Here is a 15,785-nt window from a genome sequence, read left to right as displayed (position 1 = left end):
GACGGCTCGCCCAGCGGCGGAAATATCGATAGAGAACCCGCAGTTTGGGGAGCTCTCTCATGCGCGTCACATCGGATCTGTGGGTCTCGGCCCTGTTGCGCCGGGTTTTCGGCGCCGGGGGATTTGCCGCCGTGGTCAAGCGCGGCGCGACCGAGGCCGGCGCTGTGTTCGTCCTGGCGCGGGGCAGGCTGGGCGAGGTTGCCCTGTTCGGGCCGGCGCCGCAGACAAGCTATGATTCGGCCAAGCCCGACGACCGGTTTTTCACTCTGCTCGGAGCAGGCGACGATGCCGCTGTGCTCGACGCCAGGCTGGAAAGGGAAAAAAAATTCGATCCTGACATCTGGGTGGTCGAGATCGAGGCCGGCACCGTGCCCGTCGAGGAGCTTATTTCCGTGAAGACGCCCTGAGGCCGGACGAAGCCGTCGCATCGTCGCTGTTCAAGGCGGTGCGTGTATCGCTGTTGGCAGGTGCTGCGCCGCGAACCACCCTTGAAAGGGTTTCCGCCCGCCACAACCGCATCTTGTCCTGGGCCGCTTCACGATGCAGCAGCCGGTAGCGGTCGAGGAAGGTGCGGATAGCCTGCGGATGCGGGAACTGGCCGGGATAGACGGCAACCGTGATCAGGAAGGCCCTGTCTTCGCTAAGGTCGAGCGAGCGCAAGGCGGCAAGCAGCGAGGCATAATTCTGGTTGGCGGTGAGCGATCGCGCGATCTCGAAATCGATATCGAGTGCATCGGCGAGCGCGGTCTGGAAGAACGCGGCGTTTCCCGTCAGCGCTGTCTCGCGCAATTTCACATAGGTGTCGGCGCCTTTGAAAGGATCGGCGTTCGTCGCTGCCGCCTCGTCGCCCGTGCGCATCATCGAGCGCAGCCTGCGCCGTGCATTCTCGGCCGCGATGCCGAGTGCCTGTTCCCGGGCGGGCTCGTCAGAGGCGGTTTCCGTGCTCGCTGGCGCGATCTTGTCTGCCGCGGCGGCGTTCGCATCCGGCTGCGGCGCACGCACCAGGGTTGGCCTCTCAAGGGCCCTGATCAGATCAGCAATGGTCGGGTTCAAGCCCTTGCGGCGGGCGATGGCACGCGCATGCGGCAGGCCATGTCGCCCGATCAGCGCGATGAGATCGATGTCGCTGACGGCGCGTGAGCGGATGAGCAGCGGCGCGGCAATGTCGACCGGTTCCTCGCAAAGACGGCGCACCAGGGCGGCGGGGGCGTATTCGCATTCGGAAAGGGCGGCTGCCACGTAACGGCGAGATTCGACGGACACGTCATTGAACAGCGGCAGCGTCAGGTCTTCGAGTTGACCGATCTCGCGGCGTGATGGGCGGGTGAGCGAGCAGAATGCCGACACCGCGGCGCGGAACAGCCTTTCGGCCTTTCCCGAGTCTTTTCGCACCGCGATTTGCCTGAAGTCCGAAGATGACACGAAGGATACGCCCGTACTCGACACAACCTTGACGACGCTCGACCGGGACCGTGCCGGTTCCGAGAGTGCCAAGAACAAAGTTCAAGTTAGCGACGATCCGTTAGCGTTCCGTTAACCCTCTGCGGGCCTTAATGACATTTGGAGGCGTTGCGTTGTGCTCCGGGGAAACCGAGAGGAATGCGCGAACCATGGGCATGGTACTGTCTTTCGTGCCGCGTACGGCACCAAACACCAGAGTAAAGCAAACCGCCGAAATGCCGGCGGCAGTGATCATCTTTCCCGGCATCCGTTACGAGCGGCCGCATGCCGGCGAAGTGCGGCCGATCGATCCCGACAAGCCGGGCTCGCCAGGAACAAAACCGGTCCCGCACCACTGAGTTTCGGCGGCCACGGACCTTTGGTCCGGGGTCATGTCTAGTGCATGTCGCCCAAAAGTGACCTCGGTTTTGGGAGAACGACATGCATAAAAACAAAGATCCAAAGCGGGTCGTCTGAATCCGTTCAGACGCGACACGCTCTAGAAGTCCTGCAACTCGCAGGAACTCTGTTCGAAGAAGCGCGACACGATCGGCTTCCAGCTGCTGTCGGGCACGAAGGCGCGGATGACGAAGATGCCTTCCTCGATCGGCGCTTCGACGAAGATCGCTCCTTGAAGATCCTCGGGAAGATCCTTGCGCACGTCGATCATCTGCGCCGGCGTCAGCACGACGGCATCCAGAACGCCCACGGTCGCTGTGTGGTCGTTGAAGGAATAGATGTTGTGGCCGCTGCGGTCATAGACCGACACCGACCAGAACGGGACATGCCCAGGTGCCTTGACGCGGACCATGCCTTCGCCCAGATCGAACCGGCAGGCCGTCGCGTAAAACAGCGGGTCGACGGATTTCACCACGGGCGCGCCACCGGCCTCCGCATCGAGCCGCGTCATCTTGTAGAGATCCGACGCCATGGACAGCCGCGACCAGGCATCGCGTTCGGAAAACTCGGGCACCAGCAGCAGCACGGCGATGTGCACGATGCCGGCGCCGAGCAGACCGAGCAGGACGGCATGCAGAAGTCCGCGCATCGCAGCGTAAAAACTACGCATTGCAGCCGACCTTGACGATATGCGGCAGCGAGACGTCCGACAGGCCGGTGCTGCTGGCGATTGGCGTGTCGTAGAAGGTCAGCACGAAATACATCCTGCCGAAGCCGTCTGTCAGCAGCCAATTGCCCGGCATCGGGTGATGGCCGGCTGAAATGATCACCGAATTGTCGGGCTGGCGCACCACCCCGTAGGATTGCAGCGCCGCCAGCCGGGGTTTGCCGGTTTCGACCACGCCGAGCGACTGGTCGGCGGCATAAAGCGTCCAGAACCGTGCCGTCGGAAAATCACCCTCGATTGTGTAGGTGCATTCGCGCTTGAGCTCGGCGCCGGCCGCGTCTCGCTCGGCGACGAAGGACAGCCCCTCGGCGCGGCCGAGCGCAAGCACACCCTCGCGCGCCACTCGGGCCTTGGAATAGGGATCGGCGGCCGGTGTGCCGATATCGGGAAAGGCCGTCCATTGGCCGATCCTGATGGCGCCGACGCCATCCTGGATTTTCAGCGCATACCAGACGCTGCCGCCACCGCCGACGATGGCTATGGCAAGCGAAAGCAGCGTCAGGAAGGCAGTTTTGAGCATGAGGGGCCGGGAACACGAAGAGTTGCCGCTCGGGGATATCGCGGCGTGGGGCCTTGTGGCAAGCGGGCCGACGTAGAATTGCAGACGGCTCTCCCTCCTCCCCTTGCGGGAGAAGGTGGCCGAGCGAAGCTCGGTCGGATGAGGGGTGTTCCAGCTTGGCAATGGCGGTGATCCGGCCATCACCCCCTCAACTGTCTCGGCGCCAATCACAGCGCCGACAGCGTCTCCGGCGGTTGCGGCGTACTGAGGACGGGCGCCGACTGGAACAGCCTGGTCATGTCCCGCAGCGTCTGGGTCGTGCGGCTGGACAGCACCGGCGGCCGTTCGGCTGCTGCATCGGCCGCCGCCTGATCGTCGCTCTTCTTCTGTGCTTCCTCGGCCTTGGCGGCGATCTCCTCATCGACGAAGGGCTTGTCGATGCCAGGGATCGGCTTGAGGTCGATGTTCTGGTGCGCGTAGACCATCAGTCGCTGCCACACCATCGCCGGCAGTGAGCCACCGGTCATGTTCTTGGTCGGCGTGAAGTCGTCATTGCCCATCCATACCGCCGCCGTGTAGTTGCCGGTGAAGCCGACAAACCAGGCGTCGCGGTAGGACTGCGTGGTGCCTGTCTTGCCGGCGACGACGATGTTGGGAAGTTGGGCTCGCCGCGCCGTACCCATCACCGGCACTGCGGCCAGCATGGTGTTCATCGATTTGAGCGCCTGCTCGGACAGCACCCGGTGTGGCGGCGGCGCGTCCTTGGCGAAATCATAGACCACCTCGCCGGTGCGGGTGACGAGTTGGCTGATGCCGTGCCGGGAGCCGACGAAGCCGTTGTCGGCGAACACGCTGTAGCCCGTCGCCTGGTCCATCACCGTCATGCTCGAGGTGCCCAGCACCATCGTCTTATGTGCTTCGATCGGCGATTCCACGCCCATCGCCTCGGCCATGGCCTTGATCGGGCCGATGCCGAGATGATCCTTGGCCAGCCGCACCGGTACGGTGTTGATCGACTTGGCCATTGCCATGATCAACGTGACGTTGCCGGCCGACCCGCCGTTGTAATTGTGCGGCGACCAGCTGCCCCAGCTGATCGGGCCGCCGGAAATGATGGAGTTGGGGGTGAAGCCGTGTTCCATCGCGGTTGCGTAGACATAGGGCTTGAATGATGAGCCGGTCTGGCGCAGCGCCTTGGTGGCGCGGTTGAACTGGCTGGCACCATAGTCGCGGCCGCCGACGATGGCGCGCACGGCGCCATTGGTCTCGATGACGACGACGGCACCTTCGGTGACGTTGTACTCCTTGCCGAACTGGCGCAGGTGGAACTCCACCGATTCTTCCGCCGCCTTCTGGATGTTGGCGTCAAAGGTGGTGTGGGCGAGAAGCGAGTGCTGGCCAGGTTTGGCGATCTTCTTGACCTCGTCGAACGCCCAGTCGAGATAATAGTCAGGGCTTTTCTGTTCGCCGCGGTCGACGACATCGGCCGGATGCAGCCTGGCCTGCAGGACCTGGCCTTCGGTCATGAAGCCGGCATCCACAAGGTTGGACAGCACCACATTGGCGCGCGCGCGCGCCGCCGGCAGGTTGATGTGCGGCGCATATTTGGTCGGCGCCTTGAACAGGCCGGCCAGCATCGCCGCCTCGGCCAGGTTCAGGTCCTTGACGCTCTTGCCGAAATAGAAGTCGGCGGCAGCCTCGATGCCGAACGTGCCGCCGCCCATATAGGCGCGGTCGAGATAGAGCTGCAGGATCTCCTTCTTCGACAGATTGGCCTCGAGCCACAGCGACAGGAAGGCTTCCTTGATCTTGCGCTCCAGCGTGCGCTCATTGGTGAGGAACAGGTTCTTGGCCAACTGCTGGGTGATGCTCGATCCGCCCTGGACGACGGAGTTCGCCCGCACATTCTCGAAGATCGCGCGCGACAGGCCGAGCACATCGATGCCGTAGTGATCGAAGAAGCGACGGTCCTCGGTGGCAAGCACCGCCTTGATGACGTGATCGGGCATCTCGTCGACCGGCACGGAATCGCGCTGGATGATGCCGCGCTGGCCGATCTCGTTGCCGTAGCGGTCAAGGAAGGTGACGGCGAAGTCGCCCTGGGCGCGCCAGTCGCCGGCCGTGTCCTGGAAAGCCGGAATGGCCAGCGCCAGCATCACCACGATGCCGACGGCGCCGAGCGTGAAACCTTCGCTCAACAGTTCGATGATGCCACGGCGCCAGCCGTTGACGCGGAAGCGCCGCGAGAAGATCGTCGCTGATTCCCAGAACTGGCGCGCCTTGAAGCCGATCTCATAGAGCGAGGAATCGATCCACGCATCGAGCGCCAGCAGCCGAGCGGCGATCGGACCTCTTCTTTTGCGCGGTTCGGGACTGGCCATTCGGAATCCGGCTAGCAATTGCACGACCTGAGAACCGCAAACCGGCAATTTCAGGGCGATGCATTCCGGGAGACTATTCCTCCATTTTTCCAGCACTCACAAGGGCGGCGAAGACACAGTATTGGGTTTGTTGCTGATGGGCCGGCCCAAGAATACAGCCCGGCGCCAACAGCATGTGCCCGCGCCTCCAGCGGAGGCGTGAGCTTTTTCACTGCAGCACGGCGCGCCTCATGCGGCTCGCAAGCTTTCTTTCGGACGCAAATTCTGGTTCATGCGGAACAGGTTCAGCGGGTCGTAGCGCTGCTTGATTTCCAGAAGCCGTCGATGATTGCCACCATAGGCCGCTTCGACCCGGTCAACCTCGTCCTCCGGCATGAAGTTCACATAGGCGGTGCCGGCGGCATAAGGTTTGGCCGCCTCGTAGATTGAACGAGCCCAGTCGGTGCAAGCCTTGTCCATCGTGGGTTCGCGCCAGCGGGCGTGAACGTTCATGACGAAATGCGAACTGCGCTGTGGGAACGCCGTTGCGTCTGCCTTGACACGACCTGCCGCGCCGCCGACATGGCCGATAAATATCTCGCACTCGGGTCCCGGCAGCTTGGCTATTGCCCCCCTGACGACCGCAGCCGCCTCCTCGGAAAACTCGGTGAAGTCATGGCTCTTCCAGTAGTTGCGGGCGCCGGGCGTGAGCAGGGGGTCGAATGCCTGCTGCCAGCCGGTGAACGGGCTGGGGCCCACGACATCGGCAATCGGCGTGCCGATGGCTCGAAGTTTCTGCGTCGCCTTTTCGCCCGTCTCAATATCGCCGCAATAGCACATGGCCAGAACCAGAACCTCCTTGCCATGCCATTCCGCGGGCAGGAAGGGCAGCGGCGGCGCCTGCCGCATGACTACCCAGCAGGTCAACTCGTCAGGAGCGGTTTCGAGCGCCTTGCGATACTCCCGCAGCACCTTTTCGGCATCGGCGAAGGGATGGACGACAAGCCCTGCCAGCACTTGCGGTCCAAACTCATGGAGATGGAACTCGAATGCCGTGACGACGCCGAAATTGCCGCCGCCGCCGCGCAGCGCCCAGAATAAATCGGGATTTTCAGTCTTGCTGGCCCGGAGCAATTTGCCGTCGGCGGTGACCACATCGGCGGAGGCAAGATTGTCGATGGTCAGGCCGAATTTGCGGGTGATCCAGCCGAAGCCGCCACCCAGCGTCAGGCCGGATATGCCGGTGGTCGAGTTGATTCCGGTCGGCACCACCAGCCCGAAGGCCTGCGTTTCCTTGTCGACATCGGCAAGCGTCGCGCCAGGCCCGACCCATGCCCGCCGCGCCGCGACATCGACCCGCACCGACTTCATCAACGACAGATCAATCATCAGGCCACCATCGCAGACCGCACTTCCGGCAATGTTGTGGCCGCCGCCGCGCACGGAGACGAGAAGCCTGTTCTCCCTGGCGAAATTCACGGCACTGATGACATCGGAAGCGCCGACGCAGCACACGATCAGCCCGGGCAGCCGGTCGACCGTGGCATTCCAGACGGTCCGTGCTTCGTCGTACGCGGCATCGCCTTCGCTCAGCATTTTGCCGCGCAATTGTGCCGAAAACGCTTCCAGGGCTGCGGCGTCGATTGTCGTTTTTCCGCGTTCAAGCGTGGTGAGGCTCATGGTGTTCATGGTTTCCTCCCGATTTGCAGATGAGCTGTCCTCTCCCAAAAGACGTTTTTACTGTGCGCTTATATTAGCTATCGCGCAAGTTTCGCGTCGGCCAGCGTTGCGACTCGCCAGCGGGGCACATGGTGCCGCCAGCCGGCGATCTCAGCCGTTTTGCGCGCGCGACCTTGCACCCTCGGCCGCCAGGATGCCGATCATGCTGATGCGAATGTGAGCGAAGCAGCGTAGCGCTATCCCACTCCTCAGGCCGGTTCGCGCTTCAGCGCCTGCGCCATGCAGTGGATGCCGCCGCCGGTCTTCGAGATCTCGCTCATGTCGACGGCCGCGACCTCGAAGCCGCGCGCCTTGAGCTGACCGATCAGCGCCTGGCTGGAGGTCGGCGCGATCACCCGGTCCCTGCCCAGCGACATGAAGTTGCAGCCCAGCGCCATCGTATCCTGGAACGGCACGTCGATGATCTCGTGGCCCTTGCCCTTCAACCAGTCGACAATGCCGGGTTCGGTGCAGGCGAGGCAGACAGCGGTCAGTTTCTCGGCGATCGGCACCACCATCAGGTCGATATGAACATAATACTCGTCGATGAAGGCGATGCGGGTTTCCCAACCCTCCTTGTCGAACCAGGCCTGTACCTGGCGCGCACCTTCCTCCTGCGTACGCGCGCCGCCGCAGCCGATCAGCACGACGCCGTCCTCGATGACGTTGAAGTCACCGCCCTCGAACGTGCCTGCGGTGACCATGTCGTAGATCGGGATGCCGAGCTTTTCGTAGGTGCGGATCGCGGCATAGTTCTCGCCGCGCCGCCACCAGTTGGCCATGGCGGTAATGAAGGCGCCGTAGGGCGTCATGACGCTGGAATCGCGGGAATAGACCTGCATCGGCAGCTCAGGCGTCGGCTCGTGCCAGTGGATGTTGACGCCGAAATGCTCGTAGGCGGCGACCAGGTCCTTGTGCTGGGCCTGGGCGATCTGGACGTTGCAGGGCGCCTCGCGCAGATGCTTTCGCGACAGCGAACTGGTCGCCAGATGGCGCAGGAAATTGGGTGAGCCAAGCAGGACGTCGGTCAGCACGTCGGTCTCGTTGGCAAAACCCCAGGCGGTCAGCGGCTTGGTGCCGCCGGCGGGGTTGCGGCGCTGCAGCGAAAACGGCTCGGCGACAATGCGGTCATGAACGGTCATGGGATGCTCCTCGTGAGGTGGTTTGGGGTGTCTGATTGCTCGGTATCCACCAGTCGCGTCCGCGCGGGGTGGTGACATATTCGGGCCAACGAAACCCAATCGGCGGCTCGTAGTCGCAGAGCGGCGCAATCCAGTTCGAACCACCGATTCCGCCGCCGGTACGGGCGACGAATTCATTCATCGCCGCATCGCGGGCGGTCTGGTCTTCCAGCAGGCGGAGCGCCGCCAGCGCGACCGTCTTGGACGCGCAGATGACCATCGGGTCGATCGTCGCCGAAATGCCGCCCAGCGCATTCATCACCCATGCCGGATAGGGGTAGCCGGTCTCCGAACGCAGCGCCGGGCGGGCGACATAGAACCGCGCCGTCGGCGTATGCCAGCTCATGTCGGTGTAATCGTCGGAGGTCGAATTGACTTGCGAGGGCGGCAGATCGCGGCGCAGGATCGCTTCCGCCGCCTGCGGCTCGATCAAGCGCTCTAGCTCTTCGATGAACGGCTCGTCGCTCGCCATGCGCCCGGCATTGACCTGTATTTCGCGGGCAACTGCCTTGGCGTCCTCGTCCCAGCGCGGCGGCCCAGCCGTCGACAGCGCTTCATAGGCGATTTCGGCCATGGCATGATTGGCAAGTCCCGGTCGTGACTTCGACACCCAATGCCGCTCATGGCGGCAGCCGCTCATGCCGGCAGCGGCCTCGGCATTGCGGTCGAGCACCGTGGTGACCTGCTCGGCCATGGCAAGCGTCGGCACGCGGATCATGTACTGTATCTCGGCCAGCCCCGCCGGCAAATTGTCGGCGGTTGCTTGCCCCGCCGTCAGGATCGCTTCGCTGATCGACCAGCCGCCCTGGTGCGGCAGCATGGAATCGCGCAGAGCCTTGGAGGCCATGTACATCATCATCAATGCGTCGTTGGCGCCGGGGGCGCGCGCCGCCGAATGTGCTTGCGGAATGGGTGCAGCACCCGCAGCCAGCGCCCAGCGCTCCGGTTGGTCGCAGATGAAGCGATAGATCATCGCGTAGGCCGCGCCGCAATGCGTGTCCCAGCGCGCCGTGTTGCAGAGCGGCAGCATGTAGAACGGATGAAAGGAGATCATGCCGGCAAGGCCGTCATAATAGCCCTTGGCGGCATGGATCGGCTTTGACCCGCGCACCTTTTCCGCCGGCTCGCCGGTGAAGCGCAGCGTGCCTGATATGCCGCGGCGCTGCATCGCCGCCTTGGTCGCCAGCAGCCCGCCGAGGCTCGAAATCCCGAGGCCGGAATGCGGGTCGGTGTGGCCGCCGGCCTGGTTGCCAAGTCCCCGGCGCGGACGCTCGACCGTAGCGGCATCCTGGCAATTGCCCGGCACCGCGTCGTATTCGGCGTACATGCCGATGGTCGGGCCGGGACCGTTGGTCCAATGCGCGCAGAAGGCGGTCGGCATGCCGCCGGAGCCTTCTTCGACGGAAAAGCCTTCGAGTTTCAGCCGCTCGACATACCAGGCGGCTGATTGATACTCCCGCCACGCGGTCTCGCCGAAATCGAAGATGGTGCGTGTCCACGCGGACAACAACGGCTGGATGCCGTCGAGACAGGCAAGGGCGGTTGCTTGCGCCGAGGTGGCCACCGGTTTCTCCATGGCATGAGAAGAAAGCAGTGAAGCGGGTCGCTAAAAAGTGATATGTTTTCCCGGTTCGTGCAAATTCGGTTCACCTGAGGCTCCTTGCGTATACCATCGACACAAGCGCTGCGTGCGCTCGACAGCTTCGCCCGGCACGGCAGCGTCTGGCGCGCCGCCGACGAGTTGCACCTGACCCGCAGCGCTGTTAGCCATCAGCTTCGCCTGCTGGAGCGCGACCTCGGCTTCGACCTGCTCGAACGCATCGGCAAGGGCGTGGCGCTGACGCCGCGCGGCCAGCGCTACGCCAGCGATGTGCGCAAGGCGCTCACCGTTCTGGGCGACGCGGTGACGCGCGATGCCGGCACCGGAGTCGGCGGCTCGTTCGCCGTCAGTTGCACGCCCGGCTTCGCCTCGCTGTTCTTGTGCACCCATATCGGCGAGTTCCGGCAGATGTATCCTGACGTGGCGCTGCGCATCCTGACGCCGCGCCGGCTCGACGATGTCAGCAATGCCGATGCCGATGCCTTCATTGCGTTTGGTGTCGGCAATTGGCCGAACCGGGCGGTCGAGCCGCTCTGCGAAATCTCGTTCACGCCGCTCTGCAGCCCGACGCTGCTCAACAAGGTCGGCGGTTTCTCCCGGCCGTCGGACGTTCTGCGCGCCAACCTGCTGCATCTCGATGACACCGAGGATTGGGCGCGCTGGCTGGCGCTGTCCAAGGTGGAAAACCCCGACATTGAGGGCGGCATCTTCTTTTCGGACATGAACCTCGTCTTTTCGGCGGCGATTGCCGGCCAGGGCATCGCCATGGGCGACGAACTGACCAGCCGGCGGGCGCTGAGCGAGGGCCGGCTGGTCAGGCCGTTCGACATCGCGATCAAGTCGCCGCGTTCCTATTTCCTGGTCTCCGAACACGCCAAGGCTTCGCATCCGGTGCTCGAAGCGTTCGCAGGATGGCTGCGGTCGAAACTCCAGGAGAACCGCATTCTGCCGTATTGAGGCAGGTGGCGACATCTCGCCATAGATGAATGGAATTTGCCGATCACGCGAAAACTATTCGGTTGCGGTGAGCCGGCACCCTGCCTACGATTTCGACAAGCGTTAGGGAAAGGGCAGTATGCAGCAACCCGGCCGTGCCGCAGAGATCAAGGCAATCGGGATCGGCAAGAGCTTCGGCTCGTTCCGTGCGCTGGACAATCTGTCGCTCGATATCGGCCGTGGCGAGTTCCTGACCCTGCTCGGGCCGTCCGGTTCGGGCAAGACCACCTTCCTGATGATCCTTGCCGGCTTCGTGCAGCCGACCGAAGGCAAGCTGTTCAGCGACGGGGTCGACATCACCGACCGGCCGGCCGAGCAACGTGCCGCCGGCATGGTGTTCCAGGGCTACGCGCTGTTCCCGCATATGAGCGTTGAAGCCAACATCGCCTTCCCACTCAAGGTGCGCAAGAAATCGGCCGCCGACATCAAGCGCCGCGTCGGCGAGATGATCGAGCGCGTCGGCCTCAAGGGCCACGAGAAAAAACTGCCGGCGCAACTGTCGGGCGGCCAGCAGCAGCGCGTGGCGCTGGCCCGCGCGCTGGTGTTCGAACCGGGCGTGCTGTTGCTCGACGAACCGTTTTCCGCGCTCGACAAGGGCCTGCGCGGCCAGATGCAGGCCGAGATGAAGCGGCTGCACCAGGAGACCGGCACCACCTTCGTCTTCGTCACCCACGACCAGAGCGAGGCACTGGCGCTGTCGTCGCGCGTCGCCATCTTCAATCACGGCAAATTGCTGCAGGTTGGACCGCCCGACGAGGTCTACGACCGGCCGGACAACCGCTTCGTCGCCGAGTTCCTCGGCGAGATCAACATGCTGCCGCTGAAGGGGGTCAAGCCTGCCGGCAATGGCTCGACCGGCCTGTGCGAGGACCGCGCGGTCAGCATGGGCTGCAAGGCCGAACTCGTGCGCGGGGATGCCATCCTGGCGATCCGGCCCGAATACATGTCGATATCGAGCGAGGCGGCAGATGGTGAGAATGGGATCGCCGCTACCGCCACCAACTCCACCTATCTCGGCGCGGCAACGCGGCTCGACCTGATGACGCGGCAAGGCGCCAAGGTCACGGTCTCGGTGCCCAACGAGGTGGCTGCCGCGGCGCTGAGCAAGGGCAACTCCGTCTGGCTCACCTGGCCGGCGGAAAAGGGTTTCCTCCTTCCGCATGGAGGACAATGACAAACGGTGGAGCGAAACATCGCAGCACCGCTTTCGGGCACTATCAACAACAAAAAAGGGGAACTGACATGACACATGATACCAAGAAACAAGCCATCGAGAGCCTGTCCGCCAGGGCAGGTCGCGGCGAGATTTCGCGCCGGCAGTTCACACAGTTGGCGGCACTCGTGCTGGCCGGCACGCCGATGCTGCTGCGCTCGACAGGTGCCTTTGCGCAGGCCAAGGAACTTGTGCTGGTCAACTGGGGTGGCGATGCCATCACCGCCTACGATGCCGCCTATGGCCAGGCCTTCACCAAGGACACCGGCATCACCGTCAAGATGGACGGTTCGGGTCCGACCGAAGGCGCCATCGCCGCGCAGTTCAAGAGCGGCGCGCCGACTTGGGATCTCGTCGACGTAGACCCGTTCTCAGCCATCACGCTCGGCGCCCAAGGGGCTCTCGAGCCGATCGATTACAACATCGTCGACAAGAAGAAGATGCGGCCCGGCTTTGGTTGGGAATACGCCGCATCGACCTATTTCTTCTCCTATGTCATCGCCTATGATTCCGAGAAGTACGGCAAGGACGCGCCGACCGGCATGGCCGATTTCTTCGATGTGAAGAAATTCCCCGGCAAGCGCTCGCTCTACAAATGGGGCGTGTCGAGCTGGGAAGCGGCGCTGCTCGCCGACGGTATCGCGCCTGCGTCGCTCTACCCGCTCGACCTCAAGCGCGCCCATGACAAGATCGCCGCCTTCAAGGAAAACGTCGTTGCCTATTGGGGTGGCGGCGCCGAAAGCCAGAGTGTGCTGCTCAATGGCGAGGCCTCGATGGCGATCGTCTGGTCGACCCGCGCTTCACTGATCGAGCAGGATAGCGGCGGCAAGATCAAGTTCATCTGGGACCAGGGCCTGATCTCGCCCGGTGCGCTCGCCGTGCTCAAGGGCAATCCCGGCGGCAAGGACGCTGCGATGAAGTTCATCGCCAGTGCCCAGGACCCTGAAAAGCAGCTGGTCATGTTCGACAAGCTCGGCCAAGGTCCTGCAAACCCGGCGGCAGACGCGCTGATCCCTGCCGACAAGAAGCGCATCAACCCGGTCGATCCCGAGAACATGAAGAAGCAGATCGCGCTCGACATGGACTGGTACGCCAAGAACTACGGGCCGGCGCTCGACGAATACACCAAGATCATCTCGGCCTGATCAGGGCAGGGGTAATCGGGTCGACATGAGATCCTATCTCTCCGACAGGATGGGCGCGGCGCTGTTGATGGCGCCGCTGCTCCTGTTTCTTGTCCTGGCCTATGCCTGGCCGTTCCTCGGCGTCGTCAAATGGAGCTTCACGCTGCCGACGCCCGGCCTCGGCCAGTATGAGGCGCTGCTCACCGACGATCTCGTGCAGTCGGTGTTCATCCGCACGCTGCGCATCGCGGCAGTCGTCACCGTGGTTTCGGTGGCCGCCGCCTACGCCATCACCGTCGTCTGGGTGCGTGGAACGCCGGCACAGCGCCTGATCGCCGAGTTCTGCATTCTCGTTCCCTTCTGGATTTCCGTGCTGACCCGTGCTTTCGGCTGGGTGGCGCTGCTCTCCAATCGCGGCCTGATCAACAGCTGGCTGCAGGCGATCGGCTTCATTTCCGAACCGTTGGCGCTGGTGCGCAACGAATTCGGCGTCATCGTCGGCATGACGCATTTCCTCATTCCTTTCGCCGTCTTCCCGCTGGCATCGGCTATGCGCAGCCTCGACGACCGCGTGCTCCTGGCCGCGCGCGGGCTCGGCTCCAGCCGCATGCGCACCTTCTGGACAGTGTTCGTGCCGATGACGCGCTCCGGCATCATCGGCGCGGCGATGATCGTGTTCGTCTTCTCGCTCGGCTTCTTCGTCACGCCGGCGATCCTCGGTGGCGGCCGCAGCGTCATGATCGCCGAGCTGATCTATCTCAGGATCTTCCAGAGCCCGGACTGGGGCCTGGGGGCGGCGATCAGCGTCGTGTTGGTGCTGTTCGTCGGCGCGCTGATGGCGCTTTTGTTCCGATATGTCAGACCGAAGCAGTTGATCTGATGCCGACCTACCGCCCCGGTCCCGTCTCGCTGATCATCGCCGCCCTCGTGGCGCTGTTCCTGCTGATGCCGCTGCTCGCCGTCATCCCGGTGTCGCTGACGCCGAGCCGCATGCTGGCGATGCCGTCGAGCGAACTGTCGCTGCGCCACTACCGGGCGCTGGTCGAGGACCCGCGCTGGCTCCAATCAATCCTGCTCTCGATCCGCATCGGTGTCGTCAGCAGTGCCTTTTCCACCGTGCTCGCGCTGTGCTTCAGCCTCGGCGTCTGGATGTTCCAGCCGCGCTTCACCGCGGCCCTGGTCGGTTTCGTGCTGCTGCCGATGGTGGTGCCGCCGGTGGTCTCGGCGATCACGCTCTACTTCCTGCTGACCTCGATGTCGGGCTTCAGCACGTTCTTCGGCTATGACACATGGCTCGGCGTCGCCATGGCGCATTCGGTGATGACGGTGCCCTTCGCCACGGTGCTGATGCTGGTCTCGCTCAGCCAGCTCGACCGGCGCATCGACCTTGCCGCGCGGGGCTTAGGGGCCACTGTGTGGGAGCGCGCCACTCGCATCATCATGCCCAACATCAAGTTCGGCATCATCACAGCGGCACTGCTCTCCTTCGTGCTGTCGTGGGAAGAAATCGGCGTCACCCTGTTCATCACCTCGGTCAACGCCATCACCCTGCCGAGGCTGATGTGGATGGGCCTGCGCGACAACATCGACCCGGCGATCGCCGCGCTCTCGGTGATCCTGATCATCATCACCGTGCTGGTGCTGGCGGTGCGCAGTTTCGTGGCCAGGCAGCGCGGAGCCTAGACAAACCGCACCGAGACGCGGCCAAACCGGCCGAGATCGCCTGTGACTTCGTCGCCTGCCTCGACGCTTATCGGCGTCACGCAGGTGCCTGTAATCACCACCTGTCCCGGTTGGAGCGCTATGCCCAGGCCCGACAGCTCGTTGACGAGCCAGGTGAGCGCGATGCGAGGATCGCCCAACACGGCCGCTCCCGATCCGTTGTGCTGCGACATTCCGGAAACGAAAGCGACCACGGGGTGCTTTGCAAGGTCCACGCCGCGCCAGTCGTCTTCCGCCGCCTCGCCGATGACAAACAGATTGGCGCAGGCATTGTCCGCAATGAGCTGCGGCGCCCCGACGGCGCAGAAATCGTCATAGCGTGAGTCCGGAATTTCGATCGCCGGGTGCAAGGTCGCCACGGCTTTCATCACTTCAGCGATTTCATAGGGTGCCGGACGAGGCGGCAGTTCGCGTCCGAATCGGAAAGCGAACTCGATCTCGGCCACGCGCATCTTGCTCGTCGCCAGGGAAACGGTCCCGCCGACCTCCACCGCTTTTTCGGCCAGGAGACGTCCGGCCATCGGGCCGTCGACATTGATGTGCCTTTGTCCGGCCAGACTGGTCGCGGCAATCTTCCAGCCGAAAAGCGAGGCCGCCGAGCGATCCATGACATGCGACTGGATGGCGTAACCTTCGAGCCGTGTTTGTGGGCGCAACGCCTCAGGTATGGCGCCGAGACGGGTGCCCTTGTCCCAGTGGCCTACCAACAACCGCGAGGCAGCCCTGGTCTTTTCTGCATCGAGCATCATCAGCTTCCGAAATTGCTTCGTGGATCGTCATGCGACCCTGTATCGAGCGAGAATAT

15 protein-coding genes are annotated in these 15,785 nt (G+C 63.6%); 7 read left to right on the top strand and 8 right to left on the bottom strand.

Features of this window, described 5'->3' with window-relative positions; all coding sequences use genetic code 11:
* Positions 1 to 59 precede the first annotated feature (59 nt).
* On the top strand, positions 60 to 407 hold the full coding sequence (locus tag EOB49_RS02675; RefSeq protein ID WP_027035808.1) for a DUF1491 family protein: 348 nt from the start codon (positions 60 to 62) through the stop codon (positions 405 to 407).
* Here the strand turns inward: EOB49_RS02675 and EOB49_RS02670 are convergent.
* Complete coding sequence (locus tag EOB49_RS02670) at positions 385 to 1,422, bottom strand: hypothetical protein (RefSeq protein WP_127380068.1); 1,038 nt, start codon at positions 1,420 to 1,422, stop codon at positions 385 to 387. The two genes, EOB49_RS02675 and EOB49_RS02670, sit on opposite strands and share 23 nt — an antisense overlap.
* A 188-nt stretch (positions 1,423 to 1,610) precedes the next feature.
* Between EOB49_RS02670 and EOB49_RS02665 the strand changes: the two genes are divergently transcribed.
* Positions 1,611 to 1,799 (top strand): hypothetical protein, encoded by a 189-nt coding sequence (locus tag EOB49_RS02665; protein WP_127321658.1) that lies wholly within the window; start codon positions 1,611 to 1,613, stop codon positions 1,797 to 1,799.
* Between the two features lie 140 nt (positions 1,800 to 1,939).
* Here EOB49_RS02665 and EOB49_RS02660 read toward each other — a convergent pair whose 3' ends face one another.
* From EOB49_RS02660 to EOB49_RS02635, 6 genes are all read right to left on the bottom strand, one after another.
* A complete protein-coding gene (locus tag EOB49_RS02660) occupies positions 1,940 to 2,509 on the bottom strand; it encodes a DUF1254 domain-containing protein (RefSeq protein WP_127380067.1) in 570 nt (189 codons plus the stop codon).
* Complete coding sequence (locus EOB49_RS02655) at positions 2,502 to 3,086, bottom strand: DUF1214 domain-containing protein (RefSeq protein WP_127321659.1); 585 nt, start codon at positions 3,084 to 3,086, stop codon at positions 2,502 to 2,504. The genes EOB49_RS02660 and EOB49_RS02655 overlap by 8 nt, the downstream gene beginning before the upstream one ends.
* Positions 3,087 to 3,292: 206 nt before the next feature.
* Positions 3,293 to 5,446 (bottom strand): penicillin-binding protein 1A, encoded by a 2,154-nt coding sequence (locus EOB49_RS02650; protein WP_127321660.1) that lies wholly within the window; start codon positions 5,444 to 5,446, stop codon positions 3,293 to 3,295.
* Between the two features lie 228 nt (positions 5,447 to 5,674).
* Positions 5,675 to 7,114, bottom strand: a complete 1,440-nt coding sequence (locus EOB49_RS02645) for an FAD-binding oxidoreductase (RefSeq protein ID WP_127380066.1) — start codon at positions 7,112 to 7,114, stop codon at positions 5,675 to 5,677.
* A gap of 239 nt (positions 7,115 to 7,353) precedes the next feature.
* Positions 7,354 to 8,286, bottom strand: coding sequence for a dimethylarginine dimethylaminohydrolase family protein (locus EOB49_RS02640; protein ID WP_127380065.1), 933 nt, complete (start codon positions 8,284 to 8,286; stop codon positions 7,354 to 7,356).
* Complete coding sequence (locus EOB49_RS02635; protein ID WP_127380064.1) at positions 8,273 to 9,901, bottom strand: amidohydrolase; 1,629 nt, start codon at positions 9,899 to 9,901, stop codon at positions 8,273 to 8,275. Before EOB49_RS02635 ends, EOB49_RS02640 begins: the two co-directional genes overlap by 14 nt.
* Before the next feature lie 84 nt (positions 9,902 to 9,985).
* On the opposite strand from EOB49_RS02635, the gene EOB49_RS02630 reads away from it, so the two are divergent.
* The 5 genes from EOB49_RS02630 (at position 9,986) to EOB49_RS02610 (ending at position 14,941) form a co-directional block, all read left to right on the top strand.
* Positions 9,986 to 10,882, top strand: coding sequence for a LysR substrate-binding domain-containing protein (locus tag EOB49_RS02630; protein ID WP_013532647.1), 897 nt, complete (start codon positions 9,986 to 9,988; stop codon positions 10,880 to 10,882).
* 118 nt (positions 10,883 to 11,000) lie between these two features.
* A complete protein-coding gene (locus tag EOB49_RS02625; RefSeq protein WP_127380063.1) occupies positions 11,001 to 12,095 on the top strand; it encodes an ABC transporter ATP-binding protein in 1,095 nt (364 codons plus the stop codon).
* A 68-nt stretch (positions 12,096 to 12,163) separates the two neighbouring features.
* Positions 12,164 to 13,279, top strand: coding sequence for an ABC transporter substrate-binding protein (locus tag EOB49_RS02620; RefSeq protein WP_023812803.1), 1,116 nt, complete (start codon positions 12,164 to 12,166; stop codon positions 13,277 to 13,279).
* A 25-nt stretch (positions 13,280 to 13,304) separates the two neighbouring features.
* Positions 13,305 to 14,138 carry an ABC transporter permease gene (locus tag EOB49_RS02615; protein WP_127380062.1) on the top strand — a complete coding sequence of 278 codons (834 nt, stop codon included), beginning with the start codon at positions 13,305 to 13,307 and terminating at the stop codon, positions 14,136 to 14,138.
* On the top strand, positions 14,138 to 14,941 hold the full coding sequence (locus tag EOB49_RS02610) for an ABC transporter permease (protein ID WP_127380061.1): 804 nt from the start codon (positions 14,138 to 14,140) through the stop codon (positions 14,939 to 14,941). Before EOB49_RS02615 ends, EOB49_RS02610 begins: the two co-directional genes overlap by 1 nt.
* On the opposite strand, the gene EOB49_RS02605 is transcribed toward EOB49_RS02610, so the two are convergent.
* Complete coding sequence (locus EOB49_RS02605; protein WP_127380060.1) at positions 14,938 to 15,726, bottom strand: fumarylacetoacetate hydrolase family protein; 789 nt, start codon at positions 15,724 to 15,726, stop codon at positions 14,938 to 14,940. The genes EOB49_RS02610 and EOB49_RS02605 overlap by 4 nt on opposite strands.
* Positions 15,727 to 15,785 lie beyond the last annotated feature (59 nt).

Origin of the sequence: Mesorhizobium sp. M7A.F.Ca.MR.148.00.0.0, from assembly GCF_003997735.1 — a bacterium.
Taxonomy (GTDB): Bacteria; Pseudomonadota; Alphaproteobacteria; order Rhizobiales; family Rhizobiaceae; genus Mesorhizobium.
Note: the sequence above shows the minus strand (reverse complement) of the source record. Positions and strands in the feature narration are given on the sequence as shown.

What these genes read in the sequence shown, in the direction of transcription:
- EOB49_RS02620 (WP_023812803.1), top strand. Translation starts at nt 12,164, where the DNA reads ATGACACATGATACCAAGAAACAAGCCATCGAGAGCCTGTCCGCCAGG.
- EOB49_RS02660 (WP_127380067.1), bottom strand. Translation starts at nt 2,509, where the DNA reads ATGCGTAGTTTTTACGCTGCGATGCGCGGACTTCTGCATGCCGTCCTG.
- EOB49_RS02605 (WP_127380060.1), bottom strand. Translation starts at nt 15,726, where the DNA reads ATGCTCGATGCAGAAAAGACCAGGGCTGCCTCGCGGTTGTTGGTAGGC.
- EOB49_RS02615 (WP_127380062.1), top strand. Translation starts at nt 13,305, where the DNA reads ATGAGATCCTATCTCTCCGACAGGATGGGCGCGGCGCTGTTGATGGCG.
- EOB49_RS02635 (WP_127380064.1), bottom strand. Translation starts at nt 9,901, where the DNA reads ATGGAGAAACCGGTGGCCACCTCGGCGCAAGCAACCGCCCTTGCCTGT.
- EOB49_RS02645 (WP_127380066.1), bottom strand. Translation starts at nt 7,114, where the DNA reads ATGAACACCATGAGCCTCACCACGCTTGAACGCGGAAAAACGACAATC.
- EOB49_RS02610 (WP_127380061.1), top strand. Translation starts at nt 14,138, where the DNA reads ATGCCGACCTACCGCCCCGGTCCCGTCTCGCTGATCATCGCCGCCCTC.
- EOB49_RS02665 (WP_127321658.1), top strand. Translation starts at nt 1,611, where the DNA reads ATGGGCATGGTACTGTCTTTCGTGCCGCGTACGGCACCAAACACCAGA.
- EOB49_RS02625 (WP_127380063.1), top strand. Translation starts at nt 11,001, where the DNA reads ATGCAGCAACCCGGCCGTGCCGCAGAGATCAAGGCAATCGGGATCGGC.
- EOB49_RS02640 (WP_127380065.1), bottom strand. Translation starts at nt 8,286, where the DNA reads ATGACCGTTCATGACCGCATTGTCGCCGAGCCGTTTTCGCTGCAGCGC.
- EOB49_RS02675 (WP_027035808.1), top strand. Translation starts at nt 60, where the DNA reads ATGCGCGTCACATCGGATCTGTGGGTCTCGGCCCTGTTGCGCCGGGTT.
- EOB49_RS02650 (WP_127321660.1), bottom strand. Translation starts at nt 5,446, where the DNA reads ATGGCCAGTCCCGAACCGCGCAAAAGAAGAGGTCCGATCGCCGCTCGG.
- EOB49_RS02655 (WP_127321659.1), bottom strand. Translation starts at nt 3,086, where the DNA reads ATGCTCAAAACTGCCTTCCTGACGCTGCTTTCGCTTGCCATAGCCATC.